This window comes from Stenotrophomonas sp. UBA7606 (assembly GCF_002477705.1).
Lineage (GTDB): Bacteria > Pseudomonadota > Gammaproteobacteria > Xanthomonadales > Xanthomonadaceae > Stenotrophomonas.
The window spans coordinates 22,993-49,751 of sequence record NZ_DLJW01000002.1 but is presented as its reverse complement, the minus strand read 5'-3'; the positions used below and the strand labels follow the sequence as shown (position 1 = coordinate 49,751).

The 26,759-nt window shown below is 65.3% G+C and carries 21 protein-coding genes and 1 tRNA gene; 13 read left to right on the top strand and 9 right to left on the bottom strand.

The window, feature by feature from the left end:
* Positions 1 to 5: 5 nt before the first annotated feature.
* The 5 genes from B2527_RS00330 to B2527_RS00310 are packed head-to-tail and all read right to left on the bottom strand — an operon-like array spanning position 6 to position 3,658.
* On the bottom strand, positions 6 to 1,295 hold the full coding sequence (locus B2527_RS00330) for a type II and III secretion system protein family protein (protein WP_293705472.1): 1,290 nt from the start codon (positions 1,293 to 1,295) through the stop codon (positions 6 to 8).
* Between the two features lie 44 nt (positions 1,296 to 1,339).
* The gene (cpaB, locus tag B2527_RS00325) at positions 1,340 to 2,383 is read right to left on the bottom strand and encodes a Flp pilus assembly protein CpaB (RefSeq protein ID WP_293705391.1); all 1,044 of its coding nucleotides are present in this window, start codon (positions 2,381 to 2,383) and stop codon (positions 1,340 to 1,342) included.
* Between the two features lie 50 nt (positions 2,384 to 2,433).
* Complete coding sequence (locus B2527_RS00320) at positions 2,434 to 2,916, bottom strand: TadE/TadG family type IV pilus assembly protein (RefSeq protein WP_293705390.1); 483 nt, start codon at positions 2,914 to 2,916, stop codon at positions 2,434 to 2,436.
* Positions 2,909 to 3,442: an A24 family peptidase gene (locus tag B2527_RS00315; RefSeq protein WP_293705389.1), complete on the bottom strand. Its 534-nt coding sequence runs from the start codon at positions 3,440 to 3,442 to the stop codon at positions 2,909 to 2,911. The genes B2527_RS00320 and B2527_RS00315 overlap by 8 nt, the downstream gene beginning before the upstream one ends.
* A gap of 24 nt (positions 3,443 to 3,466) precedes the next feature.
* A complete protein-coding gene (locus tag B2527_RS00310; protein WP_293705388.1) occupies positions 3,467 to 3,658 on the bottom strand; it encodes a Flp family type IVb pilin in 192 nt (63 codons plus the stop codon).
* Between the two features lie 484 nt (positions 3,659 to 4,142).
* Between B2527_RS00310 and B2527_RS00305 the strand changes: the two genes are divergently transcribed.
* The 11 genes from B2527_RS00305 to B2527_RS00255 all read left to right on the top strand — a co-directional run bounded on the left by B2527_RS00305 (position 4,143) and on the right by B2527_RS00255 (position 18,648).
* Positions 4,143 to 5,096 carry an AraC family transcriptional regulator gene (locus tag B2527_RS00305; protein WP_293705387.1) on the top strand — a complete coding sequence of 318 codons (954 nt, stop codon included), beginning with the start codon at positions 4,143 to 4,145 and terminating at the stop codon, positions 5,094 to 5,096.
* A gap of 205 nt (positions 5,097 to 5,301) precedes the next feature.
* Positions 5,302 to 10,623: an ESPR-type extended signal peptide-containing protein gene (locus B2527_RS00300; RefSeq protein WP_293705386.1), complete on the top strand. Its 5,322-nt coding sequence runs from the start codon at positions 5,302 to 5,304 to the stop codon at positions 10,621 to 10,623.
* Between the two features lie 50 nt (positions 10,624 to 10,673).
* Complete coding sequence (locus tag B2527_RS00295; RefSeq protein ID WP_293705385.1) at positions 10,674 to 11,447, top strand: OmpA family protein; 774 nt, start codon at positions 10,674 to 10,676, stop codon at positions 11,445 to 11,447.
* Between the two features lie 123 nt (positions 11,448 to 11,570).
* Positions 11,571 to 12,170 (top strand): DUF998 domain-containing protein, encoded by a 600-nt coding sequence (locus tag B2527_RS00290; protein WP_293705384.1) that lies wholly within the window; start codon positions 11,571 to 11,573, stop codon positions 12,168 to 12,170.
* Positions 12,171 to 12,350: 180 nt separating this feature from the next.
* Entirely contained in the window at positions 12,351 to 14,993 is a 2,643-nt protein-coding gene (gene leuS, locus B2527_RS00285; RefSeq protein ID WP_293705383.1) for a leucine--tRNA ligase, read from the top strand.
* Between the two features lie 212 nt (positions 14,994 to 15,205).
* The gene (gene lptE / locus B2527_RS00280) at positions 15,206 to 15,769 is read left to right on the top strand and encodes an LPS assembly lipoprotein LptE (protein ID WP_312368313.1); all 564 of its coding nucleotides are present in this window, start codon (positions 15,206 to 15,208) and stop codon (positions 15,767 to 15,769) included.
* A gap of 36 nt (positions 15,770 to 15,805) precedes the next feature.
* Positions 15,806 to 16,849 (top strand): DNA polymerase III subunit delta, encoded by a 1,044-nt coding sequence (holA, locus tag B2527_RS00275; protein ID WP_293705382.1) that lies wholly within the window; start codon positions 15,806 to 15,808, stop codon positions 16,847 to 16,849.
* Entirely contained in the window at positions 16,839 to 17,531 is a 693-nt protein-coding gene (gene nadD / locus B2527_RS00270; RefSeq protein WP_293705381.1) for a nicotinate-nucleotide adenylyltransferase, read from the top strand. Before holA ends, nadD begins: the two co-directional genes overlap by 11 nt.
* A gap of 58 nt (positions 17,532 to 17,589) precedes the next feature.
* Positions 17,590 to 18,003: a ribosome silencing factor gene (gene rsfS / locus B2527_RS00265; protein WP_293705380.1), complete on the top strand. Its 414-nt coding sequence runs from the start codon at positions 17,590 to 17,592 to the stop codon at positions 18,001 to 18,003.
* Positions 18,004 to 18,076: 73 nt separating this feature from the next.
* Complete coding sequence (gene rlmH, locus B2527_RS00260; protein ID WP_293705379.1) at positions 18,077 to 18,547, top strand: 23S rRNA (pseudouridine(1915)-N(3))-methyltransferase RlmH; 471 nt, start codon at positions 18,077 to 18,079, stop codon at positions 18,545 to 18,547.
* A gap of 24 nt (positions 18,548 to 18,571) precedes the next feature.
* Positions 18,572 to 18,648, top strand: a tRNA-Asn gene (locus tag B2527_RS00255).
* A 59-nt stretch (positions 18,649 to 18,707) separates the two neighbouring features.
* Here B2527_RS00255 and B2527_RS00250 read toward each other — a convergent pair.
* The 4 genes from B2527_RS00250 to B2527_RS00235 all read right to left on the bottom strand — a co-directional run bounded on the left by B2527_RS00250 (position 18,708) and on the right by B2527_RS00235 (position 24,498).
* Positions 18,708 to 19,727 (bottom strand): hypothetical protein, encoded by a 1,020-nt coding sequence (locus B2527_RS00250; RefSeq protein ID WP_293705378.1) that lies wholly within the window; start codon positions 19,725 to 19,727, stop codon positions 18,708 to 18,710.
* A 174-nt stretch (positions 19,728 to 19,901) separates the two neighbouring features.
* Complete coding sequence (locus B2527_RS00245; protein ID WP_293705377.1) at positions 19,902 to 22,676, bottom strand: TonB-dependent receptor; 2,775 nt, start codon at positions 22,674 to 22,676, stop codon at positions 19,902 to 19,904.
* A 187-nt stretch (positions 22,677 to 22,863) separates the two neighbouring features.
* The gene (locus B2527_RS00240; protein ID WP_293705376.1) at positions 22,864 to 23,535 is read right to left on the bottom strand and encodes an energy transducer TonB; all 672 of its coding nucleotides are present in this window, start codon (positions 23,533 to 23,535) and stop codon (positions 22,864 to 22,866) included.
* A gap of 225 nt (positions 23,536 to 23,760) precedes the next feature.
* Positions 23,761 to 24,498 carry an SIMPL domain-containing protein gene (locus B2527_RS00235; RefSeq protein ID WP_293705375.1) on the bottom strand — a complete coding sequence of 246 codons (738 nt, stop codon included), beginning with the start codon at positions 24,496 to 24,498 and terminating at the stop codon, positions 23,761 to 23,763.
* 131 nt (positions 24,499 to 24,629) lie between these two features.
* On the opposite strand from B2527_RS00235, the gene B2527_RS00230 reads away from it, so the two are divergent.
* Both B2527_RS00230 and rng read left to right on the top strand, forming a co-directional pair.
* Complete coding sequence (locus tag B2527_RS00230) at positions 24,630 to 25,226, top strand: Maf family nucleotide pyrophosphatase (RefSeq protein WP_293705374.1); 597 nt, start codon at positions 24,630 to 24,632, stop codon at positions 25,224 to 25,226.
* Positions 25,227 to 25,231: 5 nt separating this feature from the next.
* Positions 25,232 to 26,722, top strand: a complete 1,491-nt coding sequence (gene rng / locus B2527_RS00225) for a ribonuclease G (protein WP_293705373.1) — start codon at positions 25,232 to 25,234, stop codon at positions 26,720 to 26,722.
* Positions 26,723 to 26,759: the final 37 nt, after the last annotated feature.

The following is a 26,759-nucleotide window of genomic DNA, read 5'->3' as shown; positions in this document are numbered from 1 at the left end:
GGAAGTCAGCGGGAAAAGCCGGGCAGCTGGTCGGGGCTGGCAGGTTGCAGCAGCCACGATCCCCAGACCGGCAGGTGGGGTTGCGCCTCGCGTTGGCCAGGCAGGGGGATGTCGGTGCCGCGCGCCAGCGGGCGCACCAGCCGCGGCGTGACCACGATCACCAGCTCCTTGTCCTCGCGCTTGTAGCTGAGGTTGCGGAAGAACGAACCCAGTACCGGGATATCGCCCAGCAGCGGGATCTTGTTGACGTTGGACGAGAGCTGGCTGCTGACCAGTCCGCCAATCACGAAGCTCTCGCCATCACCCAGCTCGATGGTGGTGTCGGCGCGACGGGTGGAAATGGCCGGGATCTGGGTGCCATCCAGGGCGATACCGCGGCTGTAGTCCAGGTCGCTGGCTTCCGGCGCCACCTTCAACGCGATGCGGTCATCGGCAAGGACGGTGGGGGTCACGGTCAGGCCGATGCCGAACGGTTTGAAGGTGACGGTGGTGGTGCCCAGGCCCTGTGGTTCCAGGATGGGCAACTCGCCGCCGGCCAGGAAGCTCGCACTCTGCCCGGACAGTGCAACCAGGGTCGGCTCGGCCAGTACCCGTGCCATGCCGTTGGCCTGCAGCAGGTCGACATTGGCCAGCCATTTGCCGGGGCCGGACTGGGCAAGCAGTTTGAATGCGGACGACAACGCTCCGCCGGTGCTGCTGCTGCCGGTCGGCGAGGTAATGCCGTAGGTGAAGCCGCCATTGGTGTTCTGGAAGCTGATGCCGACCTGGCGCAGCACGGTCTTGTTGAACTCGACGATCTTGACCTCTACCTGCACCACGCCGGCGCTGGCGATGGTGGAGGCATCGTTGATGGCACCTTGTGCCCCTATGGCCGAGGCGGCAGCCTTGCGGCTTGCCTCATGTTCCAGCAGCGAGCCCGAACTGCCCGACAGCAGTGCCTGGCCGCCCTGTATGGTGACCTGGCTGCCACCGCCGCCGAGCAGCCCGCCCTGGATGGCGTTGCGTACTTCGACCCGTACCCGGGTGGGCGTGGATTGGTTGCGCAGCCACAGCAGCAGGGTGGTGCTGCCGGCGGATCTGCCTACCAGCAGGGCCTCGTTGTTGTGGCCAACGCGGGTGATGTCGGCGACCGAGGGGTCGGCGATGGCAATGCGCTCAACACCACTGGGCAGGTTCCACGGGCGCTGCTCGTTGAGCTCAAGCAACACCGTATTGGCCGGTGCCTCGGCATGGGCGGACGATGCAGGCAGCAGCAACAGCGGGGTGGCGGCTGCCAGAACGATCGCGGTGAACAGCGGGACGGCTTTGCATGGACGCTGGAACAAGACAGGCCCCCTGATCAAGGTGAAGACAAGCGGTTGGACGGTGTGTTGCCGCGGATGATCTCTATGCCCTGGCGGGTGACCGGGCGTACCGCGCGGCTGCGCGTAGGTGTTGGGCTGCTGGCGGTCGGCCTGGCGTTGTTGTCGCCAGCCAGGGCACTCAGGCTGATGCCGGCATAGGCCTGGTTCTCCGGGCGGGTGGCAGCTTCGCTGACCTCCGCGTCCAGGCCCCTGCGCAGCGCCAGCACCGGTGCCGGCGCGACAAACAGCGCGCTGTCCGCCAAAGCGGTGTCACCGGGGTTGCGCAGGGCAAGGAACAGCTTGCCGCTGTGCGCGGCCAGCAACAGCCTGCCCGCGTCCTGCACCGGTACGGCCAGGATCGCACTGCGCGCCTGCACGCCATTGGCGTTGGCACCGCTGCCGCTGTCGCGCGCAGCGATGGTCTCGGCGCGACTGCCGGGGGGCGGTTGTACGGTGGTTTCGGTATCTTGGGTGTTGCTGTTGGCGGCTTGGCGGGCGACGTCGTTTTCGCCATAACCCAGCACACGCAGCCGCGACAGCAGCAGACGGGCCTGTGGATTTGCGCGGCCGCTGCTGGCGCTGTCCGGGTCCTGCAGGCTCATGAAGACATCGACAAAGTCCCCGGGCTGCACGCGGTTGCTGACGCCGGCCAGCTCATCTACTGGCACTGCCAATGCCCGTTCGCCCGGCTGCAGCCCAGCGGCGATGCCCTGCAGCAGCTGGGCTGGCGACACCATGGCGCCGGCGGCAATGGTATGCGCGGGGACGCGGCCAACCACATCGGAGATGTTGTTGAATCCCTCGCCTGGCCCGACGGCCAGGTCGGCATTGGAAAGATCGCTGGCAACGATGGGCTGGCCGGCGGGCAGGGCCGCAGTGGCAATCACCACCGCGCGCTTGGCCTGTCCCGTGACGGCCGGCGCCTGACTGGCCGTCGGCAGGGGCTCCGCGCGGCGGCCCAGGCCGCTGATCGCGAGCACCCCCAACAACAGGCCCAGCGCCAGCAGGATGATGGCGGTGATGCGGATTGCCTTTGGCATCTGGAGCTCCTTCCCCTGGAAGACGACGAAAACGGGATTGCGGAAACGGATCAGCGGTTACCCAGGTCCAGCTGTACAACGGCAGTACTGCTCAGCGATTGCCCCATGCTCCAGGTCAGCAAGGCCCCCGTGCCAGGCAGGAAGGGATGTGCGTCGTGGTCGTACGAGGTGGTCACGCGGATGCACTGCACGCTGCTGTCCGAGCCACAGGCATAGGGCTGGGAAACCGCGATGGGGGGCACATCGGCGCTGCTGCAGGTGGCCGATGCGCGGGAATAGTTGAGCAGCCATTGCATGGAGCGGGCGGCGGCCATGCAGGCATTGCTGCGGCGTTCGGCGGGTGTGCCATACCGCAGTGAGGCACGTGCACCTTCACCTGCCGCCAGTGCCAGCGACTGCTGGGCGGCGAACACCATTACCCCGGTGAAGGTGAGCATCAGCAAGGGCAGCACGCCGAACATCAGCAGCAAGGCAAACTCGATGGTGACCACGCCGCGCGATTGGCGTCGTCCCGGTTGTGATCTTTTATGCATAGCCGGCTCCATGCAGGACGTAGCCGATCATCGCCAGTCCCAAGTAGGCGGCGTAGGGGATTCCCTTACGTCCCCGTCGGGCCGAGCGTAGGTCCATACGCCAGTCATTGATCAGGGTGGAGTGTTGCCAAGCCGATGCTGCGCGGTGCAGTGCAAGGGGAGTGGAGCGGGCGACCGAGGGCCACGCAATGACCAGCAATGCGTGGACCCCGGCCGCCAGGCTGGCGATCACCCAGATCGGGAGCAGCGCCTTGGCCCCAAGTAGAAAACCAATGGTCGAAAACAGCTTCACATCACCCGCACCCATCCAGCCGAACGCGTAGAAGGGCAGCAGCACCGCAAGTCCGGCGAGGCCGCCGAGCAGGCACTGGGAAAGTGAAGGCAGGGAGCCTGAAGAGAACAGTTGGGTTGCCAATGCCACACCCAGCACGGCCAGCAGGACGCGGTTGCAGACGCGTCGTGCCAGCAGGTCGCTGGTGCAGGCCTGGATGCCCAGCAGCAGCGCGGTGAGGGTGGCGATGGTCATGGCGGGGGGCCTTTGTGAGGTTGCTCAGGCGGGAGTGGACGCGGCTCCCCCGTTGATTGCGGCCTTGAGCTTGAGGACCACGAGGTCGAAGACGGACTTGATGCCGTCCTGGGCAAAGAAAATGATGACACCGGCGATGACGGCTGCCAGAAGCCCGTATTCCAGCGCCGTTACACCATCTTCTTCCTTGAAGAACTTGCGGATCTGAGCATTCATAGCGATCTCCATGATGACCCGGTGTCGGTGTTGCACCGACGCTTGCCGGGCAAAGAGGGGCATTGCTGCCCGTTGAGAGTCATGGGAATGCCAGATGCCGGCGTGGGGTTGGCGTTCGCGCAGCAGCCCTGTTGGATGCAGGGATCTGTAATTGCCGCTTCCGTTTTCCCCTGTCGGCATGCGTGCATGCCCGGCAGCATCATTGCAACGCGCTTGCGCGGCGCATACGCATATTCGGCAAGAAGGAATTGTTTTTCATATGTGTGATGGGCATCGCCATCTCATACGTTCTGGCGGCCGTGAAGACGCGTTTTTTGCTGCAGTATCGGCCCATACGGAACGCCTTCAGGCGCCGTAGGGGTAAAGGCAGTGCTCTTATAGGTTTCTTGGTTTGCGTCTTGGGATCACGGACGGCCGGGAATGTCCGTGGCAGAGGATCGGCTGCGGGAACGGATGCCGTCTGGCATCAACAAGGGGCGTTCACATGGATGCGGTTGCGGGTGGCAATGGTCTGCGTTCGTTCGATCTGGCTTCGCTGGGTGGGACCTTGCGGGTCTGTCACGTCGAACTGGTTCTGCTGGATGACCAGCCGCCTACTGCCAGGATCACCTCCTTCGTCCACGACCAGGCACTGCTGTGCACCTTCGAGATTGGTGCGCGGGCGCGCGGACGCTTCGTGCTGCCATTGGACTGGTGTCTGCTGGGTTGCCTGCAGGCGGTGGATGCCGAGGCCAGCTGGTGCCATGGCGTGCCGTTGAGCTCGGGCAATATCGTCTCGGTCATGCCCGATGGCGTCACCGAGTTCGCGCTGGGCGCAGGCAGCCGGGTCACCTTCGTACTGGTGCCACTCAAGCGCTTCCAGGAACGCGCCGCGGCGCAGCGGTTGGGCGGGCTGGTGGCGGACACGCCGGGCGTGCCGCTGGTCAGCGGCGCCGATCATGTGCCATTGCAGGCGTACTACCAGGGCCTGCATGAGCGCATCCAGCAGGGCGAGGTGGATGCCGCCGAGATCGAGGCCATGCTCGATGCGCATGTGAAGGAAATCATTGCCAATGGCCCGCCGGAACGCACCGTGTGCAGCCGTAGCCGCCGTGCGCGCTATCTGATTTTCAGGCGGGCCGAAGACATGATGTATGCCAACCTTCGGCGTCATATCTACATGCAGGAATTGTGTGATGCCGCCGGCGTGAGCGAGCGCGCCCTGCGCTATGCGTTCGAGGAGCTGGTGGGCATATCGCCGGTGCGCTACCTGTCCATGCTGCGTCTGTGCGAGGCCTGTCGCAGTCTGGCCAGCGCAGATGCTGGTCGCAAATCGGTGAAGTCCATCGCGCTGAGTTGCGGGCTTTGGGATCTGTCGCGCTTTGCCGACAACTATCGCCGGGTGTTCGGTGAGTTGCCCAGCGAAACCCTGATGCGTGGCAACTACAGCCATGCATGATCGCGGTGCTGTTGCGGCATGTGATGGCGTTCAAGCATTCGGGCAGATTGCCGAATAGGTGCATTGGCGTGCCGGTAACGCGCAACGCTTTGCCAAATCACGCTATGGGTGTGCCGGATGCGGGCAAGTAGCACCTGTTGGAAGCGGTGTACTGGTGCCACACACAGCCGCCCATCCCGGGCGCCTGGCTTGGAGGCCCCCCTTCATGAACCGCATCTATCGTCTGGTATGGAACCGCACCCTCAACGCCTTCGTGGTTGGCTCGGAGTTGGCGAGTGCACACGGCAAGGCCAGTGGAGCAACGAAGCTGCATGCACCGGCCTCGGCCTTGGCATGGTCTGGAGCGGCCGGCATGTTGGCCTTGGTGATGGCCTTGCCTGCGCACGCAAGCGATGCACGCCTGGATGACCTGCAGGCGCTGGTTGCCAAATACAGCAATGATCAAACCCAACAGGTGCTGCAGCAGCTGCCGGCAGCCAATGTGCAGGCCGGCGTCGGTGTCGGCACAGCGCTGAACATTGCCGTGCCCTCGCTCATCCGGGCGGATCTGGGTGCCGCGGTAAAGGTCCAGGCGCAGGCCGGCACTGCACCGCCGCAGGCGCGCCTGCAGGCAGCCGCAAAACTGCGCGCCAATGTAGCGGTGCCGGTAGCGGGCAGGGTGATCGGCGAAGTGGCCAGTGCGGCCGCACCCGTAGTGCAACTGTTGTCCGGTGCTGCGCCGGGGGCACCCAATGCGGGCGGTACCGCGGGCCTGGTCAACGGTCTGACCAACCTGCTGTCGCCCGGCAAGGAAGAAGGCGGTGCGCCGCTGCGCGATACGCTTGCCGGCGTGGTTGGCACGGTAACTGGTCTTGGCGGAACGGCGCAGGGTGTCGATCCGCTTGCAGGTCTGGTGAGCACTGCGGGCAACGCCATCGCACCGGTGCTGCGTGGTGCAGGTACAAACCTTGGCGCGGTGGTAGGCGGAGCCACCGGCTCTGCGGCTGCGGGTACCGTGCTGGCTTCGGGTGTCGATCATGTTGCTGGCGTGGTGCACTCCACCACCCAGGCGGTTGCCACGGTGCTTTCCCCGGGCAAGGAGGAAAATCTGCCGCTGGTGGGGGGCGTGCAGCAGCTGGTTGGTGGTCTGACCGGCGCATTGCAGGGCGACACCGTTACCGGTGCTGCGCTCGGCGGTGTCCTGGACGGTGTTGGCCAGGTCGGCGGTGAGGCGGTGGGTGCGCTGACCGGGTCGGCGCAGCTTGGCGGTACGGTGACCGGTGTGGTCGCCGGTGTCGCCGACGGGGTCACACAGGTGACCGGCCTGCTGGGCGGTGTTGCCGCGCCGGGGCAGGGTTCCGATGCGGCGCTGCTGGGCGGTGTGCAGCAGCTGGTTGGCGGTCTGACCGGCGCATTGCAGGGCGACACCGATGCCGGTGCTGCGCTCGGCGGTGTCCTGGACGGTGTTGGCCAGGCCGGCGGTGAGGCGTTGGGTGCGCTGACCGGGTCGGCGCAGCTTGGCGGTACGGTGACCGGTGCGGTCGCCGGTGTCGCCGATGGGGTCACACAGGTGGCTGGCCTGCTGGGCGGTGTTCCCGCGCCGGGGCAGAATTCCGATGCGCCGCTGCTGGGCGGCGTGCAGCAGCTGGTTGGTGGTCTGACCGGCGCATTGCAGGGCGGTAACGATGCCGGTGCAACGCTGGGTGGTGTCATCGACGGTGCGGGCGAAGCGGTTGGCGGTGTGCTGGCCGACGTCACCGGTTCAACCTCGCTGGGCGGGACGGTGAGCAATACCGTTGGCGTTGTCGGGGCGGGGGTGGATCAGGCCACGACTGCATTGGGCGGTGCATTGACGCCCAATGGACAGGGTGACAACCCGTTGGCCGGCGCGGTCACGGGTGTGGTCGGCGCCGTGACGGATACGGTGGTGGGGGGCGTCGTGGCTGAGACGGGCGTCGGCGGCCTGGTGGACGGCGTGGTGGACAATACCTCCCCGGCAGTGGACCAGTTGGGCCAGGGAGTAGGGCAGCTGGTTACCGAAGTGACCGGGTCCGGCACCCTGGGCAGTGGCCTTGGCGCAACGGTCGACACCTTGACCGATGGCTTGCAGCAGACCAGTGGAAGCCTCGCGGGTGGCGATGTGGTGGGTGCGGTGCAGGATCTGCTCGGTGCAGTCGACAGTACCGGCAATGCCGCGCTGGGCGCGGTGGGCAGCACGCTGGGCGGTCTGACCGGCTCGGCATCCGGGGTGGGTGGGCTCACCGGTGCCGTGGGCGGCGTGCTGAGTGGTGTGACAAATGGCTTGTCCAATATCGTGGGCCAGGTGACCGGTACCACGCCGGCGGCCCCGCCAGCTGCCCCGGTGCCACCGCCGCCGGCAGCAGGCGGCAGCCTGATTGTCGGCAATGGCGGCGCGGTCGGCACGGTTGGCAGTGTGCTGGCGCCCACTCTGTCGTCGGTGCTTGGTGGCAATGGTTATGTGCAGAACGGCAGCCTGACCATCAACAGCGCCAACATCGCACAGGGCTATACCTCGGTGTCGGTGCTGGGAGTGCCCGTGGTCAACCTCAGCCCTGTCGGACAGTTGCTGGACGGTGTCGGTGGACTGGCGACGGGCGGCAACTCGCACATGACCCTGTTGGGCGGGGTTACGTCCGACAGCTACATCTACAACATCAACAACGGTGACCCCAACGGCCTGCTGGGCCTGTTGCTGCCGGACCAGGCGCCGGCCTGGGCCGCCAAGTGCGCCAATGTACTCGGCCTGGTGCAGGTGGATTGCTGGGGCATCAATGCCGCGCAGGACTATCAGGTGCTGATCGGTGACGGCGCCTTTGCCAATGGTTCCAAGGAAGTGGTCATCGGCACCAACGCTCAGCATCGTTTGGCGATGCAGGATGCCAATGAGGTGTTTGCCGGCAATGGCGTCAATGACCCGAACAACCCCACCGGTGTGCCGACTGCCGACTACGATGCGCGTCTGGGCCATTCGGTGGTGATCGGTGACAGTGCCATCGGTACCGCCAATGGGCAGACACTGCTGGGTGCCGGGGCGACATCGGACAAGGCCAACAGCGTGGCGCTGGGCTACAAATCCAATGCCGCACGCGGTGGCATGGACAACTACAGTGCGTTCGGCCTGACCGCGGCGCAATCCTCCATTGGTGAAGTGGCGGTGGGCTCAGCCGGACGCGAGCGGCAGATCACCCATGTGGCTGCAGGCTCACAGGCAACCGACGCGGTCAACGTGGCGCAGCTGCAGGGCGCGCTGTCCCAGATCAACGACGTCAGCCTGTCGGCGGTGCTGTATGACCAGGATGCAGGTGGCAACGTGGACTACACCCGGGTCACCCTGGGCGGCAGCAGTGCGACCACCGGCACAACCTTGGCCAATCTGGCCGGGGGCGCGTTGTCGGCGGGAAGCATGGAGGCGGTCAATGGCAGTCAGCTGTATGGCATGGGCCAGTCGCTGGCTGGTTACATCGGTGGCGGCGCCGCCTTCCTGGCCGATGGCACCTTCAGTGCGCCGACCTATGCCATCAACAGCATCGCTGCCAGTGGCGATGCCTCGCTGCAGGATTACCTCAGCATCGATACGGCGTTCACCTCCATCAGTGATTCGCTGTTGAACCTGCAGACCCTGCTGCCCGATGGCAGTGATCCGCTGGCGGTCCTGTACACCGCGGACACGGATGGCAACCCCACCAACGAAGTCAGCCTGGTCGGTGACGGCAGCGGCGCCAGCGTTGCGTTGCGCAACATCGCCGCCGGCAGTCTGTCGCTGGGCAGCGCCGATGCGGTCAATGGCGGTCAGCTGTATGGCATGGGCCAGTCGCTGGCCGGTTACATCGGAGGTGGCGCCGCTTTCCTGGCCGATGGCACCTTCAGCGCACCCACCTTCAAGATCAACAGCATTGCGGTGGGCGGACAGGCGACGTTGCAGGACTATCTCAACTTCGACAGCGCCTTCAGCTCGATCAGTGATTCGCTGTTGAACCTGTCCTCGCTGTTGCCGGACGGCAGCGGCGGCAGCGATCCGCTGGCGGTGTTGTACAGCGCCGATGCTGCCGGCAATCCGCTCAATGAGGTCGAGCTGATTGGTGATGGCAGTGGCGCTGCAGTGGCGCTGCGCAACGTCGCCGCTGGCGCAGTCGTCGCGGGCGGGGCGGATGCGGTCAATGGTGGGCAGCTGTTCGGTCTTGGACAGAGTATCGCCAGTTATCTTGGCGGCGGCGCCAGCCTGTCTGCCACCGGCACCCTGCTTGCCCCCAACTATCAGATCTTTGGCATCCAGGCCGATGGGGTCACTGCGCTGGGCAACTTCGGCAACATCGGGTTCGCCTTTGACTCGATCAGTGACTCGCTGGTGAATCTGCGCAACATGATCACCACCGGCGGTGGTGTTGGCAGCGCATTGAACGTGCAGTACGTAGCAGATGCCAATGGCAATCCGACCAACCAGGTGGCACTGACCGGGGCAGGGGATGGACAGGCCGTGGCGGTGACGAACGTGGCCAATGGACAGGTTGTCAGTGGCAGCCTTGATGCAGTCAACGGCGGCCAGCTGGCTGCGACCAACCAGGCGGTGACGCAGGCAATCGGCGGCACCATGGGCTTCGATCCAGGTACCGGCCTGTGGACCGCGCCCAGCTTCGCGGTGACCTCGGTGTCCACCAGCGGCGGCACCAACCAGGTTGTGCTCGACAACGTCACCGATGCGTTGGCAGCGATGGACAGTTCCATCGTCAACGTCAACAACCGCATTGACAACATCCAGAACGGCGGCGCAGGCAGTGCGTACTTCGCGGTCAACTCGACCAAGCCGGCGGCATCGGCCACGGGCCAGGATGCGTTGGCTGCCGGCCCGCAGGCCAGTGCAAGCGGCAGTGAAGCGGTTGCCATCGGCAACGGTGCCAGTGCCAGTGCGGCCGGTAGTGTCGCCCTGGGTGCCGGCTCGGTGGCTGATCGCGACAACGCCGTGTCGGTGGGCGCTGCCGGCAAGGAGCGGCAGATCACCAACGTCGCCGACGGTACGGCCGCAACCGACGCCGTCAATGTCCGCCAGCTGGAGGCGTCGCAGCAGGGCACGGTGCGCTATGACCAGAACACCGACGGCAGCACCAACTACGGCAGCGTGACCATGGGCAAGGCGGGGACCAGTACGGTCATCCACAACGTTGGCACCGGTACCGCACCCACCGACGCAGTGAACGTGGCACAACTCAACAAGGGCCTGGGGGAAGTCATGGATTGGTCGAAGAACTACACGGATCAACGCTTCAACGACATCACCCGCGACATCAAGCGGGTCGACGACCGGGCTTCGGCCGGTATCGCCTCGGCGATGGCCATGGCCGGTCTGCCCCAGCCCTCGGAAGCGGGCCGGCGGATGGCTTCGTTTGCGGCCAGCACCTTCCATGGTGAGTCCAGCATGGCGGTGGGTGTGTCGGGCGTCAGCGATGGTGGTCGCTGGATCTACAAGCTCAGTGGTTCGGCCAATACCCGCGGCGATGGCGGTGTGACCGTCGGCGCCGGTTTCCAGTGGTGAGCCCCGCAGGCTGAGGCCAGGGCGACCATGACATCGACGCGGAGAACGAGATGAATATCAAATGGACCGGGCTGGCGGTGCTGGCCCTGCTGACGGGGTGTGGGGCGGGGCAGGTGCGTGACGCGTTTCCCGACCCGGCCAAGGCCTATCCGGCCGGCGGCACCTACGTGAACCTGGACAACCTGCGCCAGTACGCGCCAGGCATGAACAAGCGGCAGATCCAGCAGTTGCTTGGTACCCCGCAGTTCAATGAAGGTCTGTGGGGAGTGCGGGAGTGGAACTATGTATTCAACTTCCGGCGTTCGGTGGGGGCCGCGCCGGTGCAATGCCAGTTCCAGGTCCAATTCGACGGTAACGGAATCGCCACCGGGCAGGCCTGGAAACCTGCCAGTTGCGCCGCGTTGCTTGAACCGGCTCCCGCACCTCCCCCTCCCGCACCCCCTCTGCCGGCGGTGCAGGCGCCGTTGCGGATTTCCGCCGACGCCTTGTTCGCCTTCGACAGTGCCGAACTGTCGGCGGCGGGCAGGACCCGTCTGGACGAGGTGGTGCGCAGCCTGGGCAGCAACGCGGCGCAGGCGAACCTTGTGGTGGTCGGTTACACCGATCGCATCGGCAGCGACAGCTACAACCAGGGGCTGTCGCAACGACGGGCCGAGAGTGTGCGTGCCTATCTGGTTAGCCAGGGCGTCCCGGCCGGTGCGATCCGGGCCGAAGGGCGCGGCAGCAGTGAGCCGCTGGTGGACTGCGCCGATAGCGCGCGTGGCCAGTTGGTGGCCTGCCTGGCCCCCAATCGGCGTGTGGAGATTGCCGGCATCAGCGGCTGAGCAGGCAGCGACGGACAGGGGGTTGGGACGCAGCGGCCGGTGCCATCACCGGCCGCTGCGGTCACAATGGGAGCCATGAAACCGTGGCAGGCCTGCTGCGGCAGTTGCCGAGGATGAGTGGTGATGACGCGCAAGGGGTGGCAGTGGGCGGGGCCGGCGGCGGTATTGGTATGGCTGTTGGCGGTCATTGGGTTCGGTGTGCGCCTGCAGGGCTATGACCAGATGCGCCACCCGGTATCGCTGCTGGGGGCGCATGGGGTGCCGGACGGCAACCTGTTCAGCTGGCTGGGCTTCGTGCTGCCGGGCCTGCTGGCCGGGTTGGTGGCGCTGGATGCGGTACTGCGCATGCCAGCCAGTGCGCCCAGGCCGCTGCGCGTGGGCGGGCAGATGCTGTTGCTTGCAGCGCTGGCCTTTGTCGCGATGGGCCTGTTTCCGCTGGATGTGGACGATATCGGCAACCGTGCTAGCCAGTTCCATGCCAGTGCCTGGTTGCTGTGGCTGCTGGCGTTCTGTACTGCCGCCATCGCGTTGCGGTTGGGGGCGGCCCGCGCCAGCGCGTGGCGGCCATTGGCAACCCTCAGCCTGGCATGCGCGGCCTGGATGGCATGCAGCGCCTTCCTGTTCGAGGTCGTGATGCCGGTGGCCATGGCGCAGCGGCTGGCCTTCCTGGGATGGCTGATATGGCTGCTGGGTGCGGCCAGGGTGCTGCCTGCGCGGGCATGAGGTTGGCGCGATAGTCGCCAGGCAGGCGTTGCCGGCGTTTGCCGGCCTGTCGGGCGATGTCGGTAAACCTTCAGTATTTCAATGACCTGCGTTTTTTTGCGGGTGGGGCTACCTGGGCCGATTGGAGTGCAATGATGCACTGCGGTACCCTTTGCCGCTTTGCCGTTGCCCAGCGTTGACATGTCCAGCGTCGAACCGAATATCTACGATCCCCAGCAGGTTGAAGCCGCCGCCCAGAAGTTCTGGGAGGCCGAGAAGGCATACGAGGTGAACGAAACCTCGGACAAGCCCAAGTACTACTGCCTGTCGATGCTTCCGTACCCGTCCGGTGCGCTGCACATGGGCCATGTGCGCAACTACACCATTGGCGACGTCATCAGCCGCTACAAGCGCATGACCGGCCACAACGTGCTGCAGCCGATGGGCTGGGACGCCTTCGGCCTGCCGGCCGAGAACGCCGCGATCAAGAACAAGACCGCGCCGGCCAAGTGGACCTATGCCAACATCGGCCACATGCGCAGCCAGCTCAAGTCGCTGGGCTATGCCATCGACTGGTCGCGCGAATTCGCCACCTGCACACCGGACTATTACGTCCACGAGCAGCGCATGTTCACCCGCCTGATGCGCAAGGGCCTGGCCTACCGCCGCAACTCGGTGGTGAACTGGGACCCGGTCGACAACACCGTGCTGGCCAACGAGCAGGTCATCGACGGCCGCGGCTGGCGTTCCGGTGCGCTTGTGGAAAAGCGGGAGATCCCGCAGTGGTTCCTGCGCATCACCGATTACGCCCAGGAGTTGCTGGACGGCCTGGACGAACTGCCGGGTTGGCCGGACTCGGTCAAGACCATGCAGCGCAACTGGATCGGCCGTTCCGAAGGCCTGGAAATCCAGTTCGACGTGCGTGACGTGGACGGTGCCGCACTGGACCCGCTGCGCGTGTTCACCACTCGCCCGGACACGGTGATGGGCGTGAGCTTCGTCTCCATCGCCGGTGAACACCCGCTGGCCGTGCATGCCGCAAAGAACAACCCGCAGCTGGCCGCCATGCTGGCCGAGCTGAAGCAGGGGGGTGTCTCCGAGGCGGAACTGGAAACCCAGGAAAAGCGCGGCATGGACACCGGCCTGAAGGCCATCCATCCGGTCAGTGGCGAGCAGGTGCCGATCTGGGTCGCCAATTTCGTGTTGATGGGCTACGGCACCGGCGCGGTGATGGCCGTGCCCGGCCATGACCAGCGTGATTTCGAATTCGCCAGCAAGTACGGCCTGCCGAAGAAGCAGGTCATCGCGCTGAAGTCGCCGAAGAACGACGACGAGCGCAGCTATGACGCCAGCCGCTGGCAGGACTGGTACGGCGACAAGACCCGCGAGACCGAACTGGTCAATTCGGCCGAGTTCGATGGCCTGGATTTCCAGGGCGCGTTCGAGGCACTGGCCGAGCGTTTCGAGCGCAAGGGCCAGGGCCAGCGCCGCATCAATTACCGCCTGCGCGACTGGGGCGTCAGCCGCCAGCGTTACTGGGGTTGCCCGATCCCGGTGATCTACTGCGACAAGTGTGGCGCGGTGCCGGTGCCGGAAGACCAGCTGCCGGTGATCCTGCCGGAAGACGTGACACTCAACGGTACCGGCTCGCCGATCAAGGCCGACCCGGAATGGCGCAAGACCACCTGCCCGGATTGCGGCGGCGCGGCCGAGCGCGAAACCGACACCTTCGACACCTTCATGGAGTCGAGCTGGTACTACGCCCGCTACACCTCGCCGGGTGCCCGCGAAGCCGTGGACAAGCGCGGCAACTACTGGCTGCCGGTGGACCAGTACATCGGTGGCATCGAGCACGCCATCCTGCACCTGATGTATTTCCGTTTCTTCCACAAGCTGCTGCGTGATGCACGCATGGTGGACAGCAACGAGCCGGCGCAGAACCTGCTGTGCCAGGGCATGGTCATCGCCGAGACCTTCTACCGCCAGAACAGCGACGGCTCCAAGGATTGGTTCAACCCGGCCGACGTGGACACGGTGCGCGACGAGCGCGGCCGCATCACCGGCGCGACCCTGCGCACGGACGGCCAGCCGGTGGTGATCGGCGGCACCGAGAAGATGTCCAAGTCCAAGAACAACGGCGTCGACCCGCAGACCATGGTCGCCAAGTACGGTGCCGACACCGTGCGCCTGTTCTCGATGTTCGCGGCGCCGCCGGAACAGTCGCTGGAGTGGAACGAGGCCGGTGTGGACGGCATGGCGCGCTTCCTGCGCCGTCTGTGGGCGATGGTGCACAAGCACGTCGCTGACGGGGCGGCACCGGCGCTGGATGCCGCGGCACTGGATGCGGGGCAGAAGGCCATGCGCCGCAAGACCCACGAGACCATCGGCAAGGTCAGTGACGACTACGGCCGCCGCCACGCCTTCAATACCGCCATTGCCGCGGTGATGGAGCTGCTCAACGCCCTGGCCAAGTTCGACGACGCCAGTGCGCAGGGCCGTGCAGTGCGCCAGGAGGCCCTGCAGGCTGCGGTGCTGCTGCTGAACCCGATCACCCCACATGCCTGCCACGCCATGTGGCAGCTGCTGGGCCATGCCGAGACGCTGCTGGAAGACCAGCCGTTCCCGCAGGTGGACAGTGCTGCCCTGGTCAAGGATTCGCTGACCCTGGCGGTGCAGGTCAACGGCAAGCTGCGTGGCACCATCGAAGTCGCTGCCGATGCCGCGCGCGAGCAGATCGAAGCCCTCGCCAAGGAAGAGCCGAACACGGCCAAGTTCCTCGACGGGCTGAGCATCCGCAAGGTCATCATCGTGCCGGGCAAGATCGTCAATATCGTCGCCGGCTGAGCCATTGCCGGTTGCAGCCGGCGCCAGGCCTGTCACCACGTCTGCCCAGCCGGGCTGCGCGGTGACAGGCTGCGTTGGCGGCGGCAGCGCGCCCCTGCGGCGCAGCCGCTGTGTCCTTTGGCGTCAACGCGGATTCATCCGCGTTCACCCCCGATGCGCGAAGATGCGGCCCTGCTATTGCCGCTCCCGGCCTGCTCATCCAGACTGTGTCCATGACCCGATACCTGATCGCACTGTTCCTCGCTGCCGGCCTCACCGGCTGTGGTTTCCATCTGCGCAACAAGCTGGTGCTGCCCGCTGACATGCCGGCGGTGAAGGTGGAGTCCACCACGCGTTACAGCGAGCTGGTGAAGCTGTTGTCACGCGGGCTGCGCGCCTCGGGTGCGGCAGTGGTCGACGATGAGACGCCCGCTGCCCAGGCCAGTACCGGCGTTGCCCGCCTGCTGGTCCGTTCCGAGCGCTGGGGTGATCGCCCCATCGCCATCGATGAGCGCGGCCGCTCGCAGGAATACAGCCTGCGGTATGCGGTGATCTTCCAGTTCAACCATCCCGATGGCACCCCGGTCGTACCGGAGCAGGTGATCGAGTTGTCGCGTGACTACGTGTCGCAGCCCGATGACGACACCGGCACCACCACCGAGCGCGAGATCCTGGCCGATGAACTGCGCCGCGAGATGTCCGCCTCGATCCTGCGCCGCATCGACAGCGTGGTGCGCGCGGACCTGGAAAAGGCCAAGCAACAACCGGCTGCCGGGAGCAAGGATGGTCAGGGCTGAGTTGTTGCTGCCTTGGCCTGATGGGGGGCGTTGCTGATGGAACTACGCCCCGAACAACTTTCCAGCCAGGCGGCCGGGCAGGCGCTGGCGCCGGTCTATCTGATCGCCGGGCCTGAACTGCTGCGTGTCATCGAGGCCGCCGATGCGGTGCGTGCCAAGGCGCGCGCCGAGGGTATCGGCGAGCGCGAGGTGTTTGATGCCGACGGGCGTGATTTCGACTGGGGGCAGCTGTCCTCCAGCTTCAATGCGCCCAGTCTGTTCAGCGCCCGCCGCCTGGTCGAGGTGCGCCTGCCCAATGGCAAGCCGGGCAAGGAGGGCGCCGAGGTCATCAGCGACTTCTGTGCACGGCCACCCGCGGATGTGGTGCTGCTGATCACCGCCGGTGAGTGGAGCAAGGCACACCAGGGCAAATGGACCGAGGCGGTCAACAAGGTTGGCGTGTTGTCGGTGGCCTGGGCCATCAAACCCCATGAGCTGGGTGATTGGATCGAGCGGCGCCTTCGGGCCAAGGGCCTGCGCGCCGAGCCGGCGGCGGTACAGCGGCTGAGCGAGCGGGTGGAAGGCAACCTGCTGGCGGCTGCGCAGGAGATCGACAAGCTGGCCCTGCTGGCCGATGGCCAGCCCTTGGACGTGGCGAAGATGGACGCGCTGGTGGCCGATGCCGCGCGCTATGACGTGTTCCGGCTCAGCGAGGCGGCGTTCTCGGGGCAGGCCACCGCGGTGACGCGGATGCTGGCCGGCTTGCGTGCCGAAGGCGAGGCAGTGGCCGCGCTGATGCCCATCCTGATCCGCGAACTGCTACTCACCGCCGGGCTGGCGCGGGTGCAGGCCGCCGGTGGCAATCTTGCCGGTGAGATGAAGTCCAAGGGCATCTGGGAGTCGCGCCAGGCGCCGTTCAAGCGCGCGCTGCAACGGCACCCCGATCCACGTCGCTGGGAGCGCTTTGTCGCCGAAGCCTCGCAGATCGACCGCATCGCCAAAGGGCGTGCCGACGGCGATGCATGGCTGGCACTGGAGCGTTTGCTGCTGGCGCTGGCCGAGGCGCGCGCGGTCAGGCTGCTGGTGCGCAATGCCCGCTGAGGCGGCAGCGTCTGCCGCTGGGCTGCTGGTGCTGTATGGCGGCACCTTCGATCCGGTGCATAACGGTCATCTGGCCATTGCCCTGGGGGCCGCCCGGGCGCTGCACGGTCCAGTCCGGCTGATGCCGGCGGCGGATCCGCCGCACCGCCCGCCACCGGGCGCCGATGCCACCCAGCGGGCGCACATGCTGCAGCTGGCCGTTGCTGGCCACCCGCAGCTGCAGGTGGATCTGCGCGAGCTTGAGCGTGCCCAGCGGCACCCGGGCGTGCCGTCCTGGACCGTGGACACCCTGCGTGAACTGCGTTCGGGACTGGGCCGGCAACAGCCCATCGTCCTGCTGATGGGGGCCGACAGCCTGCTGGGCCTGCCCACCTGGCATGAATGGGAGCACCTGCTGGCGTTGGCGCATATCGTGGTGGCCGAACGCCCGGGCAGTGCCCTGGACGGGGAACTGCCGGCATTGCTGGCCACACATCTGGAACGGGCCTGGGTAGCGTCTGCGTCCGCCCTGGCGCAGGCGCCGGCAGGCAAGGTATGGCGCATGCGCCAGCCGCTGCACGCCGAATCGGCCACCGCCGTGCGCGCGCTGATCGCCGCGAGCGGCGACTGGCGGCCACTGCTGCCGCCGACAGTGGCAGACTACATCCAGGCGCAGGGCCTGTACGCTTGCCAACCGTCGTGAATGCCGGCTGCGGCCGGGTTCTCTATAATCGCCCCCTTATTCATCGAGTTCTCCCGCTTTGACCACCGAAGCCCAAGTCATCAAGACCCAATTGCCCAACCCGGCACCCTCCGTCCCGGCACTGCTGGCTGCCGTCCATGCCGGCCTGGAAGAGATCAAGGCCAAGGACACCGTGGAGATCGATGTCCGCGGCAAGTCCAGCGTCGCCGACTATCTGGTGATCGCCTCCGGCACCTCGACCCGCCACGTCAAGTCGATTGGCGATGAGGTGGTGCGTTTTGCCAAGCAGCTGGGCGTCATGCCGCTGGGTGTGGAAGGCGAGCGCGAGGCCGAGTGGGTACTGGTCGACCTGGGCGATGTGATCGTCCACGTCATGCTGCCGCGCGTGCGTGAGTTCTATGCGCTGGAGCGCCTGTGGACCGTGGGTGACCAGCCGCCGGTCGCCGATGACGAGGACGACGCGCAGGCCTGAGTGGCCTTGCCGTAGTGCCCCCGACGGCGCCGCAGGGCGCCGTTTTCATTTGATCCCCAACAGGAGCCGCGCCATGAAAGCCAGGTTGATCGCCACCGGAGAACGGGCCCCGGCCTGGGTGGCGCAGGGCTTTGCCGAGTACCAGAAGCGCCTGTCGCATTGGCTGCCGTTGGAGTTGGTGGAGATCGAGCCCGGTCTGCGCGGCAAGGGCCGTGATCCGCGCCGGGCGATCGAGGACGAGGGCAAGCGGGTGCTGGCGGCGTTGCCGAAAAATCCCTATGTGGTGGCGCTGGACGTGCCAGGTCGGCAGCTCAGCTCCGAGCAGTTGGCGCAGCGCCTGGAACACTGGCGGACGCAGGGCAGGGACCTGGCCTTCCTGATCGGCGGGCCAGAAGGACACGCGGCAGAGGTATCGGCGGTGGCCGACGAGAAGTGGTCGATCGGCCCGCTGACCTTGCCGCACATGCTGGTGCGGCTGGTCGTGGCCGAACAGCTGTATCGCGCAGCGGCAATGTTGGCCAATCACCCCTACCATCGCGCGTGATTAACGTATAGAATGCGCCTCCCCGCCCGAATAGCTCAGCCGGTTAGAGCACTTGACTGTTAATCAGGGGGTCGTTGGTTCGAGTCCAACTTCGGGCGCCAGGATTTGAAAAAAACCTGCATCCATGGATGCAGGTTTTTTTTCGCCTGGAAGATGCTGATCAGGGTGTCGTAGCAGCGGACGACCGGGGATCTTCCGTCAGCCGGGTCAGCGCATGGCGTCCCCACACGGCTACCTGTGACGAGCGGTCTGCGGCCAAACGCGCTGCGCACGCACCGGCGTCAGGCATGTCCAGATGTTTGGCCAGAAATTGTCCGCCGACGCGCCTTACATGAGGGGAGCGATCTTCCAGTGCGGACTTCAGGACAGTTTGTGCGGGCCAGTTTGACGTCAGCTGGCGCCGGGCGAACACGGGTTCAAACCTGCCCTTGCACCATGTCAGATCCGTCCAGACCCACGCCCGACCGCTGGCCCAAGTGGCACGATCTTCCAGCAGGAAGCGATATGCGGTTGCGCGTACGGCCGGTTGTGCTGCCTGGGTGGCCAGATCGAGCAGGCTGTGATCCAGTGCCTGTGTGCGTGCAGCTTGCACAAGTATCGCTGCCTGCGGACCGTTCGTAGTCTGGATGATCTGGCGGATGAGAGTGCCGGCTACCGCTTCGATAGCCATGAGGTGTCCAACTACCCGCGACTCATCGGCTTGCATCCGGCCCCAGGTGTTCATGGTGGCAAGCAGTTGACCCAGGGCTCCAGCAACATGAGAAGGCTCCGAGATGGAGGCAATGCGGAAAAGGTTCTCCCTTGCCGATGCGCGGACTTCGGGAACCCAATCATTGAGGCGTCGTATCGCCAGGCTCATGAAAAAGGCGCTTGGTGCCGGGCCCAAGCAGCGGAGGCAGCGTTCCCGCACATAGCCGTCCGCGTTGCAAAGATCCAGCCACGTAAGTGGGCGGGGCGGCGCTTGCCGCCCCCAGCGCGGTGGGCAGGCTGCGGCGTTGTTGGCCATGATCTCTTCGCGAATCTGCCGTTCCATCCGCTCCAGCGCAAAGGGCTGCAGCATGTTGCTGGCTGCGGTGAGGCCGGCAAAGGCATCCGTGGCTTGCTGCATTGATGCAGGCTGCGCCAGAAAGCGGCGAATCAAGGTGCGGAGCAGATCCGTGGCGGGCGTGTTCGCATCCATGAACTGTCGTGGTCACCCTTTGGTTGGCAGGCATCAGTGTGTGCCGTTTCCATCCATTGCGGACATGGAATGCAAGAACGGGGTGGCAGAAACGAAACGCCGCGATTGCTCGCGGCGTTTCAGGGGGGGGGCAGGGGCGGCTGGCACAGTGCCCCTGAACGGTTACTTGAACGGTTACTTGAACGTGTACTTGGCGCCGAGTGTGAAATAACGGCCCACTGCGCCGCTGTAGTGCAGCGGGTTATAGTTGATAGCACCGTAGGTGGCTGGGTCGAGCGGGGCGATGCGATCAAATACGTTCTGCACCGATGCACTGAGTTCGAAGGCTTCGGTGACATTCCAGCGACCGGACAGGTCGAAGGTGGTGAACGATGGAATTTCCTTCACCGGATCGCCGTTGGCGTAGAACGACAAGTAGTCGCCGCCGCGCTTGTCCTTGTTCTCCATTTTTGCGATGTAGTTGACGATGCCGCTGACCGACCAGGCGTCGTAATTCCATGTAACGCCGAAGTTGCCGCGGTCCTTTGGCGTGCCGATGCAGTTGGTAACGTCACAGTTGCCGTGCGTACCTGCGTAGTCGCTGGTGTCACCACCATCAGTGCGCTCGAACTTGCTGGTGTGGCTCCACTGCGCATCCAGGCGTAGATCGCCGGCATTGCCCAGCGGGATGTCCTGGCGGATATCCAAGTCAACACCCTCGACTTCGGATTGGGCAGCGTTGACGTAGGAGGTGTTGACCGCGAGGATCGACCCGGTGCCCGGCACGCCATTCAGCAGGTTGGTGTCGCGCAGCACGTTGCCGGCCAGGATTGCCGCAGAGGTATCGCCTTGGGCGATTTCGTCGGTGCGCTTGATTCGCCATGCATCAATCGTGACCGAGGTTGTTCTGGTGGGTTGCAGAACGATACCCAGTGAGTAGCTCTTTGACTCTTCGGGTTTCAGGTCTTTGTTAGGGCGAGTGATGATCGCCACCGGCTGCAGGCCGCAATCCGCCTGGGTGGCGCCAGGGGCTGGGGTGCCGTTGGGGCAACGGACAGGGTCATTGGCGCGCGAGAATGCTGCCAGGCCGCCGTCGCCGTTCTCCGCCGGGTTGGGGGCGCGGAAACCTTCCGCGTATGTCCCGCGAAGAGCGAACCATTCGCTTGGATTCCACTTGAAGCCCACCTTTGGCTTCACCGCCCCATCGCCGCTTTCATACTTGTCGTAGCGGATGGCTGCATTGAGCTCAAGTTGCTGCAATACCGGCGCCGACAGTTCGGCATAAGCTGCGTATACATTCTGGGTGCCGTCATAGGCTGAATAGCCCAAGCCTATGATGTCGCCTTGGTCGGTGTAGGTCTGGGGGGTCAGTGAGTTGCTGGTCTTGCGCCACTCCGTGCCCAGCGCCAATCCCAGGGGGCCGCCGGCAAGGTCAGCCAGGGAGCGCGAAACCTTGAAGTCGAACATGTCCAACTCGCTCTTGGCGCGAGCGCTGATGGTGGGGGAGATGTAGTCGTACAGGCTCTGTGGATTGCTTTCGGACCCCTGTCCGATGTTCCACACGCCCGCGGCGCAGTTGGGGTCTTCCAGCACGCAGCGCACTGCACTGTAGCGAAGGAACCCATCACGCTTGTTCACCAGATTGGTGCTCGAATGCAGGTAGGCGGTGTCATAGTCCCAGTCTCCCCAAGTGCCTTTGACGCCGGCGAGGAAGCGGAAGAACTCGTTGGTGTTGTTGGTTACGCGTGGGCCGACATCAAAAGCGGAGTAGCGAACGCGCACGGCTTCATCGTACGGATTGTCGGGATGATCCGGGCCCAGCATCACCGCGCCGGGGCCGCTGTTGGCATTGACGGGGCCGCCTGGGTAGCCCCAGCTGCCGGAGATGTTTGACGGGGTGTTCTGGAAACGAGTCTGCTTCTTCGAGTAGCCCATTTCAACATAGGCTTCGGAGCTGTCCCCAAAGGCGAAGGTGGCGCGGGTAAATAGATTGACGTACTTTTCTTCGGGCGCCAGGTCACGGAATTGGGTCTGGTCCCACACGCAGCCCCCGCGTGAATCCTGTGGCGTAACACTCGAAAGGGCGGCGCAGCCTGGCAGGCTTTCGATGGTTCCATCCGGGGCGTAAATGCTGCCGGTGGGCGAGGAGCCTTGGCCGGCTGTGCCGTTGAAGGCGCCGCCCAGGAACTGACTTCCATCGATGTCATAACCCCAACGCCGAAGATCGCCGGTGCCGATCCACTTCCGGTCGCGTCGGTCCGAGGTGCGGATGGCGTCGGATTTGCCCACGTCCAGGCTGAAGAATGCGTTCCAGCCGTCTTCGGCCAAGCTGCCGGTACCTGCCGTCAGTGTCGCTTTGCGTTGGTCGCCATCACTGTCCCCGGATAAGCCGTAGGAACCACGCAGTATTGCACCGGTGAAATCCGAGCGCAGGATGATATTGACCACACCGGCTATGGCGTCGGAGCCATAGATGGCTGAAGCACCATCCTTGAGCACATCTATGCGCTCAACGGCATCCAGTGGGATGGTGCTCAGGTCGGTGAAAACTTTCTGGCCATCGTCCGCCAGTCCATAGGTAGCCATGCGACGGCCGTTCAACAGAACAAGTGTTGATCCTGCGCCCAGTCCGCGCAGGGAAATGCCTGCACCGCCGCCAGCAAAGCCATTGCCGAAGGTCTTCGGGATGGAGCCGGCACCGTCGGCGGTCAGGGTCTGCAGGTACTCGGCCACATTGCCCTTGCCGGTTCGATCGATCTCCTGGCGGGTAATAACCTGCACTGGGGAAGGCGTCTCGGTATCAGTACGTGGAATATTGGAGCCGGTGACGGTGACGCGATCAAGCGTGGTGGGCTTCTCGGATTCCTGAGCGATGGCCGAGGAAGCTGCCGCGGCTAGAAGCGCGGGCGTTATCGTCAGGCAGATTGCGCTACTAAGTCGGTTGCTGCGGATGCGGGTCGGATGTTTCACAGTCTTCTCTCCAAAAGGAACTGCAGTGATAAAGGCCGCAAAAAAACGCGGCCGACGAACATCGACGGCCGCGAATCTATGTTTTTCAGGAGTGAGGATCTTGTGAAAAATCAATTAATGGCGGGCTGATTTCCGACCGCTCTTTCGTTGCGGTTTAGAAATCCTCCCCCGCTCTGTGATCCGGCCCTCAATTCAGCTTGAAATCCACCGGGATCAGGCCATAAGCCTGAACCGCACGGCCGCCGTCGGTGGCGGGCTGGAACTTCCAGTGACGCAACACCTGGGTGCGGGCGGCGGTATCCAGGCTGCGGTTGCCGCTGCCACGTTCCACCGTCACCTGCACGGGCACGCCGTCTTCGCCTACCAATACCCGCAGGATCACCGTGCCTTCGGCGCCAGCGCGCAGGGCATCACGCGGGTAGCTCGGTGGTGGGGCGCTCAGATAGCGCAGTTGCACGCCCTCCAACGGGGCAGAGGTTCCAGCAGGGCCCACCTCGCTCGAGGGTTGGGGGTCGGCAGGGGCCACATCGGTTGGCAGGGTGATGACCGCGTCGGTGGCGAAGATCGGCAGCGGTGCGGTGTCCACCGGGGCCTGCAGCACGGGTTGGCGTGCCGGTGGCGGCGTCTTGGTCGTGACCGGTACCTGCGGGATGGGGGTGGGCGGGGTGGGGATGAACGGCTTGGGCTCGGGGACCTGCCAGCGTGCCTCGCGCGCCGGTTCGCTGCGTATCGGTGCCTGTGCCAGTGGTATCAACAACAGGGCCGCCGCCAGCAGGTGCAGGGCGATGGCGGCGCTATAGGCCAGGATGCGTGCCGGTTCGAAATGGAAAGACGTGCTGCCGTGCTGTGTACGGACCATCTTGCACCTCCATGCGTGGGCGTGTGACAGAGAACAACGCGCGATGACACGGGACGGGGTTGCTGGTTTGCGTCCCGTAGCTGCAGTGCGCCTGTTATTCACGGTTTCGACAAGCCGTAGCGTTGTTCCTGGTCAGCTGGCGGACAGTTTGGCGGCCGCGCGTTGCGCCGCAGGAAACAGGAACGGCGCCCGCAGGCGCCGTTCCGGTGGTTGTTGCTGGTTTGCTCAGCGGCCCAGTTCGAACACCACGTCCAGGCTGACCGAGACGCTGCTTTCGCCCGGCGAGACGGCGGTGTCCATTTCCGCCTTGGCGCTGCGGCCAGCGGCCATCGCCATCATCGGCATCGGCCGGAAGCCCCCCTGGTTGCCCTCGGAGATGCTGACGATGCGACGCACGCGCAAGCCCAGCGACTTGGCATAGGTTTCGGCACGGGCCTGGGCCTTCTTCAGCGCGGCCAGGCGGGCTTCGTCATAGACCGGCTCGGGCTGGTCGATCTCGAAGCTGGGGCCGTTGATCTGGTTGGCACCCTGTGCGGCCAGGCTGTCCAGCACCTTGCCGAGCTTGGTGATGTCGCGCACCTTCAGGCTGACCGTGTTGTTGGCCTGGTAGCCGGTGATCTTCGGCGCTTCGTTGTCGGCATAGCGGTACTGCGGGCTGAGGTTGATGCCGCTGGTCTGGATGTCGCGCTCGGCAATGCCGGCGGCCTTGATCGCAGCCATCACCTTGTCCATCTGCACGGCGTTCTCGCGCATGGCGGTGTTGCCGTCGACGGCCTGGGTGACCACGCCGGCCGACAGAGTGGCCACGTCAGGCACCCGCTTGGCTTCGGCCTGGGCAGAAATGTTCAGCAAGGTGGCATCACTGGCCACCACGGCGGGTACGGTTTGGGCATTGGCGGTCATCGAGGCTCCCAGGGCGAGTGACAGGGACAGCAGCAGCGGGGCGAGGGTGGTACGGCGCATGGTGATCCTCCTTGTCTGGATCGTGAAAATGAACATAGGGCGATGAACGGGTGGTGAGCCATGATGGGGTCGGCGTCACTTTGCCGGCAATGCCGATCATTCAGGTTGCTGGCCCGGGTTATGCTTTCCCGATGCTTTATCTCGCCTCCCGCTCCCCCCGCCGAAACGAACTGCTGTCCCGCCTTGGTATGCCTTTCTGCGCACTCGATCTCGAGGTGCCGGAGCAGCGTGCCCCGGGGGAGGCCGCCGAAGCCTATGTGCGCCGGGTGGCGCTGGACAAGGCACAGGCAGGCCTGGCCCTTGTGGGTGACGACCCGCAGGCGGTGGTGCTGGGCTCGGACACCGAGGTGGTGCTGGATGACCGCGTCTATGGCAAACCGGTGGATGCCGCCGACGCCGAGGCCATGCTGGCCTCGCTGGCCGGGCGCAGCCACCGGGTGATCACCGCGGTGGCACTGGCGGCCCATGGGCGCCATGCGCTGGAAACGGTGGTGTCGGAGGTGACATTCGCGCCGATGAGCCCAGCGCAGATCCAGGCCTATGTGGCCACCGGTGAGCCGATGGGCAAAGCCGGCGCCTACGCCATCCAGGGCGGCGCGGAACGTTTCATCAGCCATTTGGCGGGCAGCTACTCCGGGGTGATGGGGTTGCCGCTGCAACAGACCGCTGCGCTGCTGGCGGCCTTTGCCGCAGGCGCGGCCGACGATTCCATGGACAAGGGGGAATGAGGGACGTGTCCGAAGAAATCCTGGTGAACGTCACCCCGCGCGAAACCCGCGTGGCGGTGATCGAGAACGGCATGCTGCAGGAACTGCACATCGAGCGCGGTTGGCGCCGTGGCGTGGTCGGCAACATCTACAAGGGCAAGGTGCAGCGGGTAATGCCGGGCATGCAGGCGGCCTTTGTCGAGGTGGGCCTGGACCGTGCGGCGTTCCTGCACGCCAATGACGTGGTGCGTCCGGCCCCGGTGGCCGCCGACACCGAGGAAACCGCACCCAGCCTGCCACTGCCATCGTCGGTGCCGATCGTGGAGTTGCTGCGCGATGGCCAGGACGTGGTGGTGCAGGTGGTCAAGGACCCGATCAGCACCAAGGGCGCGCGCCTGACCACCCAGATCAGCATCCCGTCGCGTTACCTGGTGCTGCTGCCGCAGTCGAAGATGGTGGGCGTGTCGGCGCGTATCGAGGACGAGACCGAGCGTGCCCGGCTGAAGTCGCTGGTCACCGAGATCTCGGCCCAGCATGGTGGCTACGGCTACATCGTGCGCACCAATGCCGAAGGCCAGCCGGCCGAGGCCCTGGCAGAAGACATCTCCTACCTGTCGCGGGTCTGGGCGGTGGTGGAGCGGCGCGGCCGCGAGGCACCGCCGTGCAGCATCATTTACGAGGACCTGAGCCTGCCCTTGCGCTCGGTGCGCGACCTGATCCGCAAGGACGTGGACAAGGTCAAGGTCGACTCCAAGGAAACCTTCAGCCAACTGCAGGCCTTCGTGGCCAAGTACATGCCGGTGCTGGGCGAGAAGCTGGAGCTGTATACCGGTGACCGCCCGATCTTCGACATGTTCGGGGTCGAGGACGAGATCGTCCGTGCCTTGAACAAGCAGGTGCCGCTCAAGTCCGGTGGCTATCTGGTCATCGACCAGACCGAGGCGATGACCACCATCGACGTCAATACCGGGTCCTTCGTCGGCCAGCGCAACCTGGAAGAAACCGTGTTCCGCACCAACCTGGAAGCGGCGCAGACGGTTGCCCGCCAGCTGCGGCTGCGCAACCTGGGCGGCATCATCATCATCGACTTCATCGACATGGACGATGCCGAGCACCGCCGCCAGGTGCTGCGCACGCTGGAGAAGGCGCTGGCCCGCGACCACGCCAAGACCACGGTCTACGACTTCTCGCCGCTGGGGCTGGTGGAAATGACCCGCAAGCGCACGGTGGAAAGCCTGGAGCGCCAGCTGTCGGAAACCTGCCCGCAGTGCAGCGGCCGCGGCAGCATCAAGACCGCCGAAACGGTGACCTACGAGATATTCCGCGAGATCACCCGCGCCGTGCGCCAGTTCGAGGCCGCGCGCCTGTTGGTGATCGCCTCCAGCAAGGTGGTCGCGCGCATCACCGATGAGGAATCGGCAGCGGTGGCGGAGCTGGAAGAGTTCCTTGGCAAGAGCATCCGCTTCCAGGCCGATGACCAGTACCTGCAAGAGCAGTTCGATGTCGTACTTCTGTAAGCGCATCCACGCTGCCCGCGGAGCCTGCGGCCAGCGC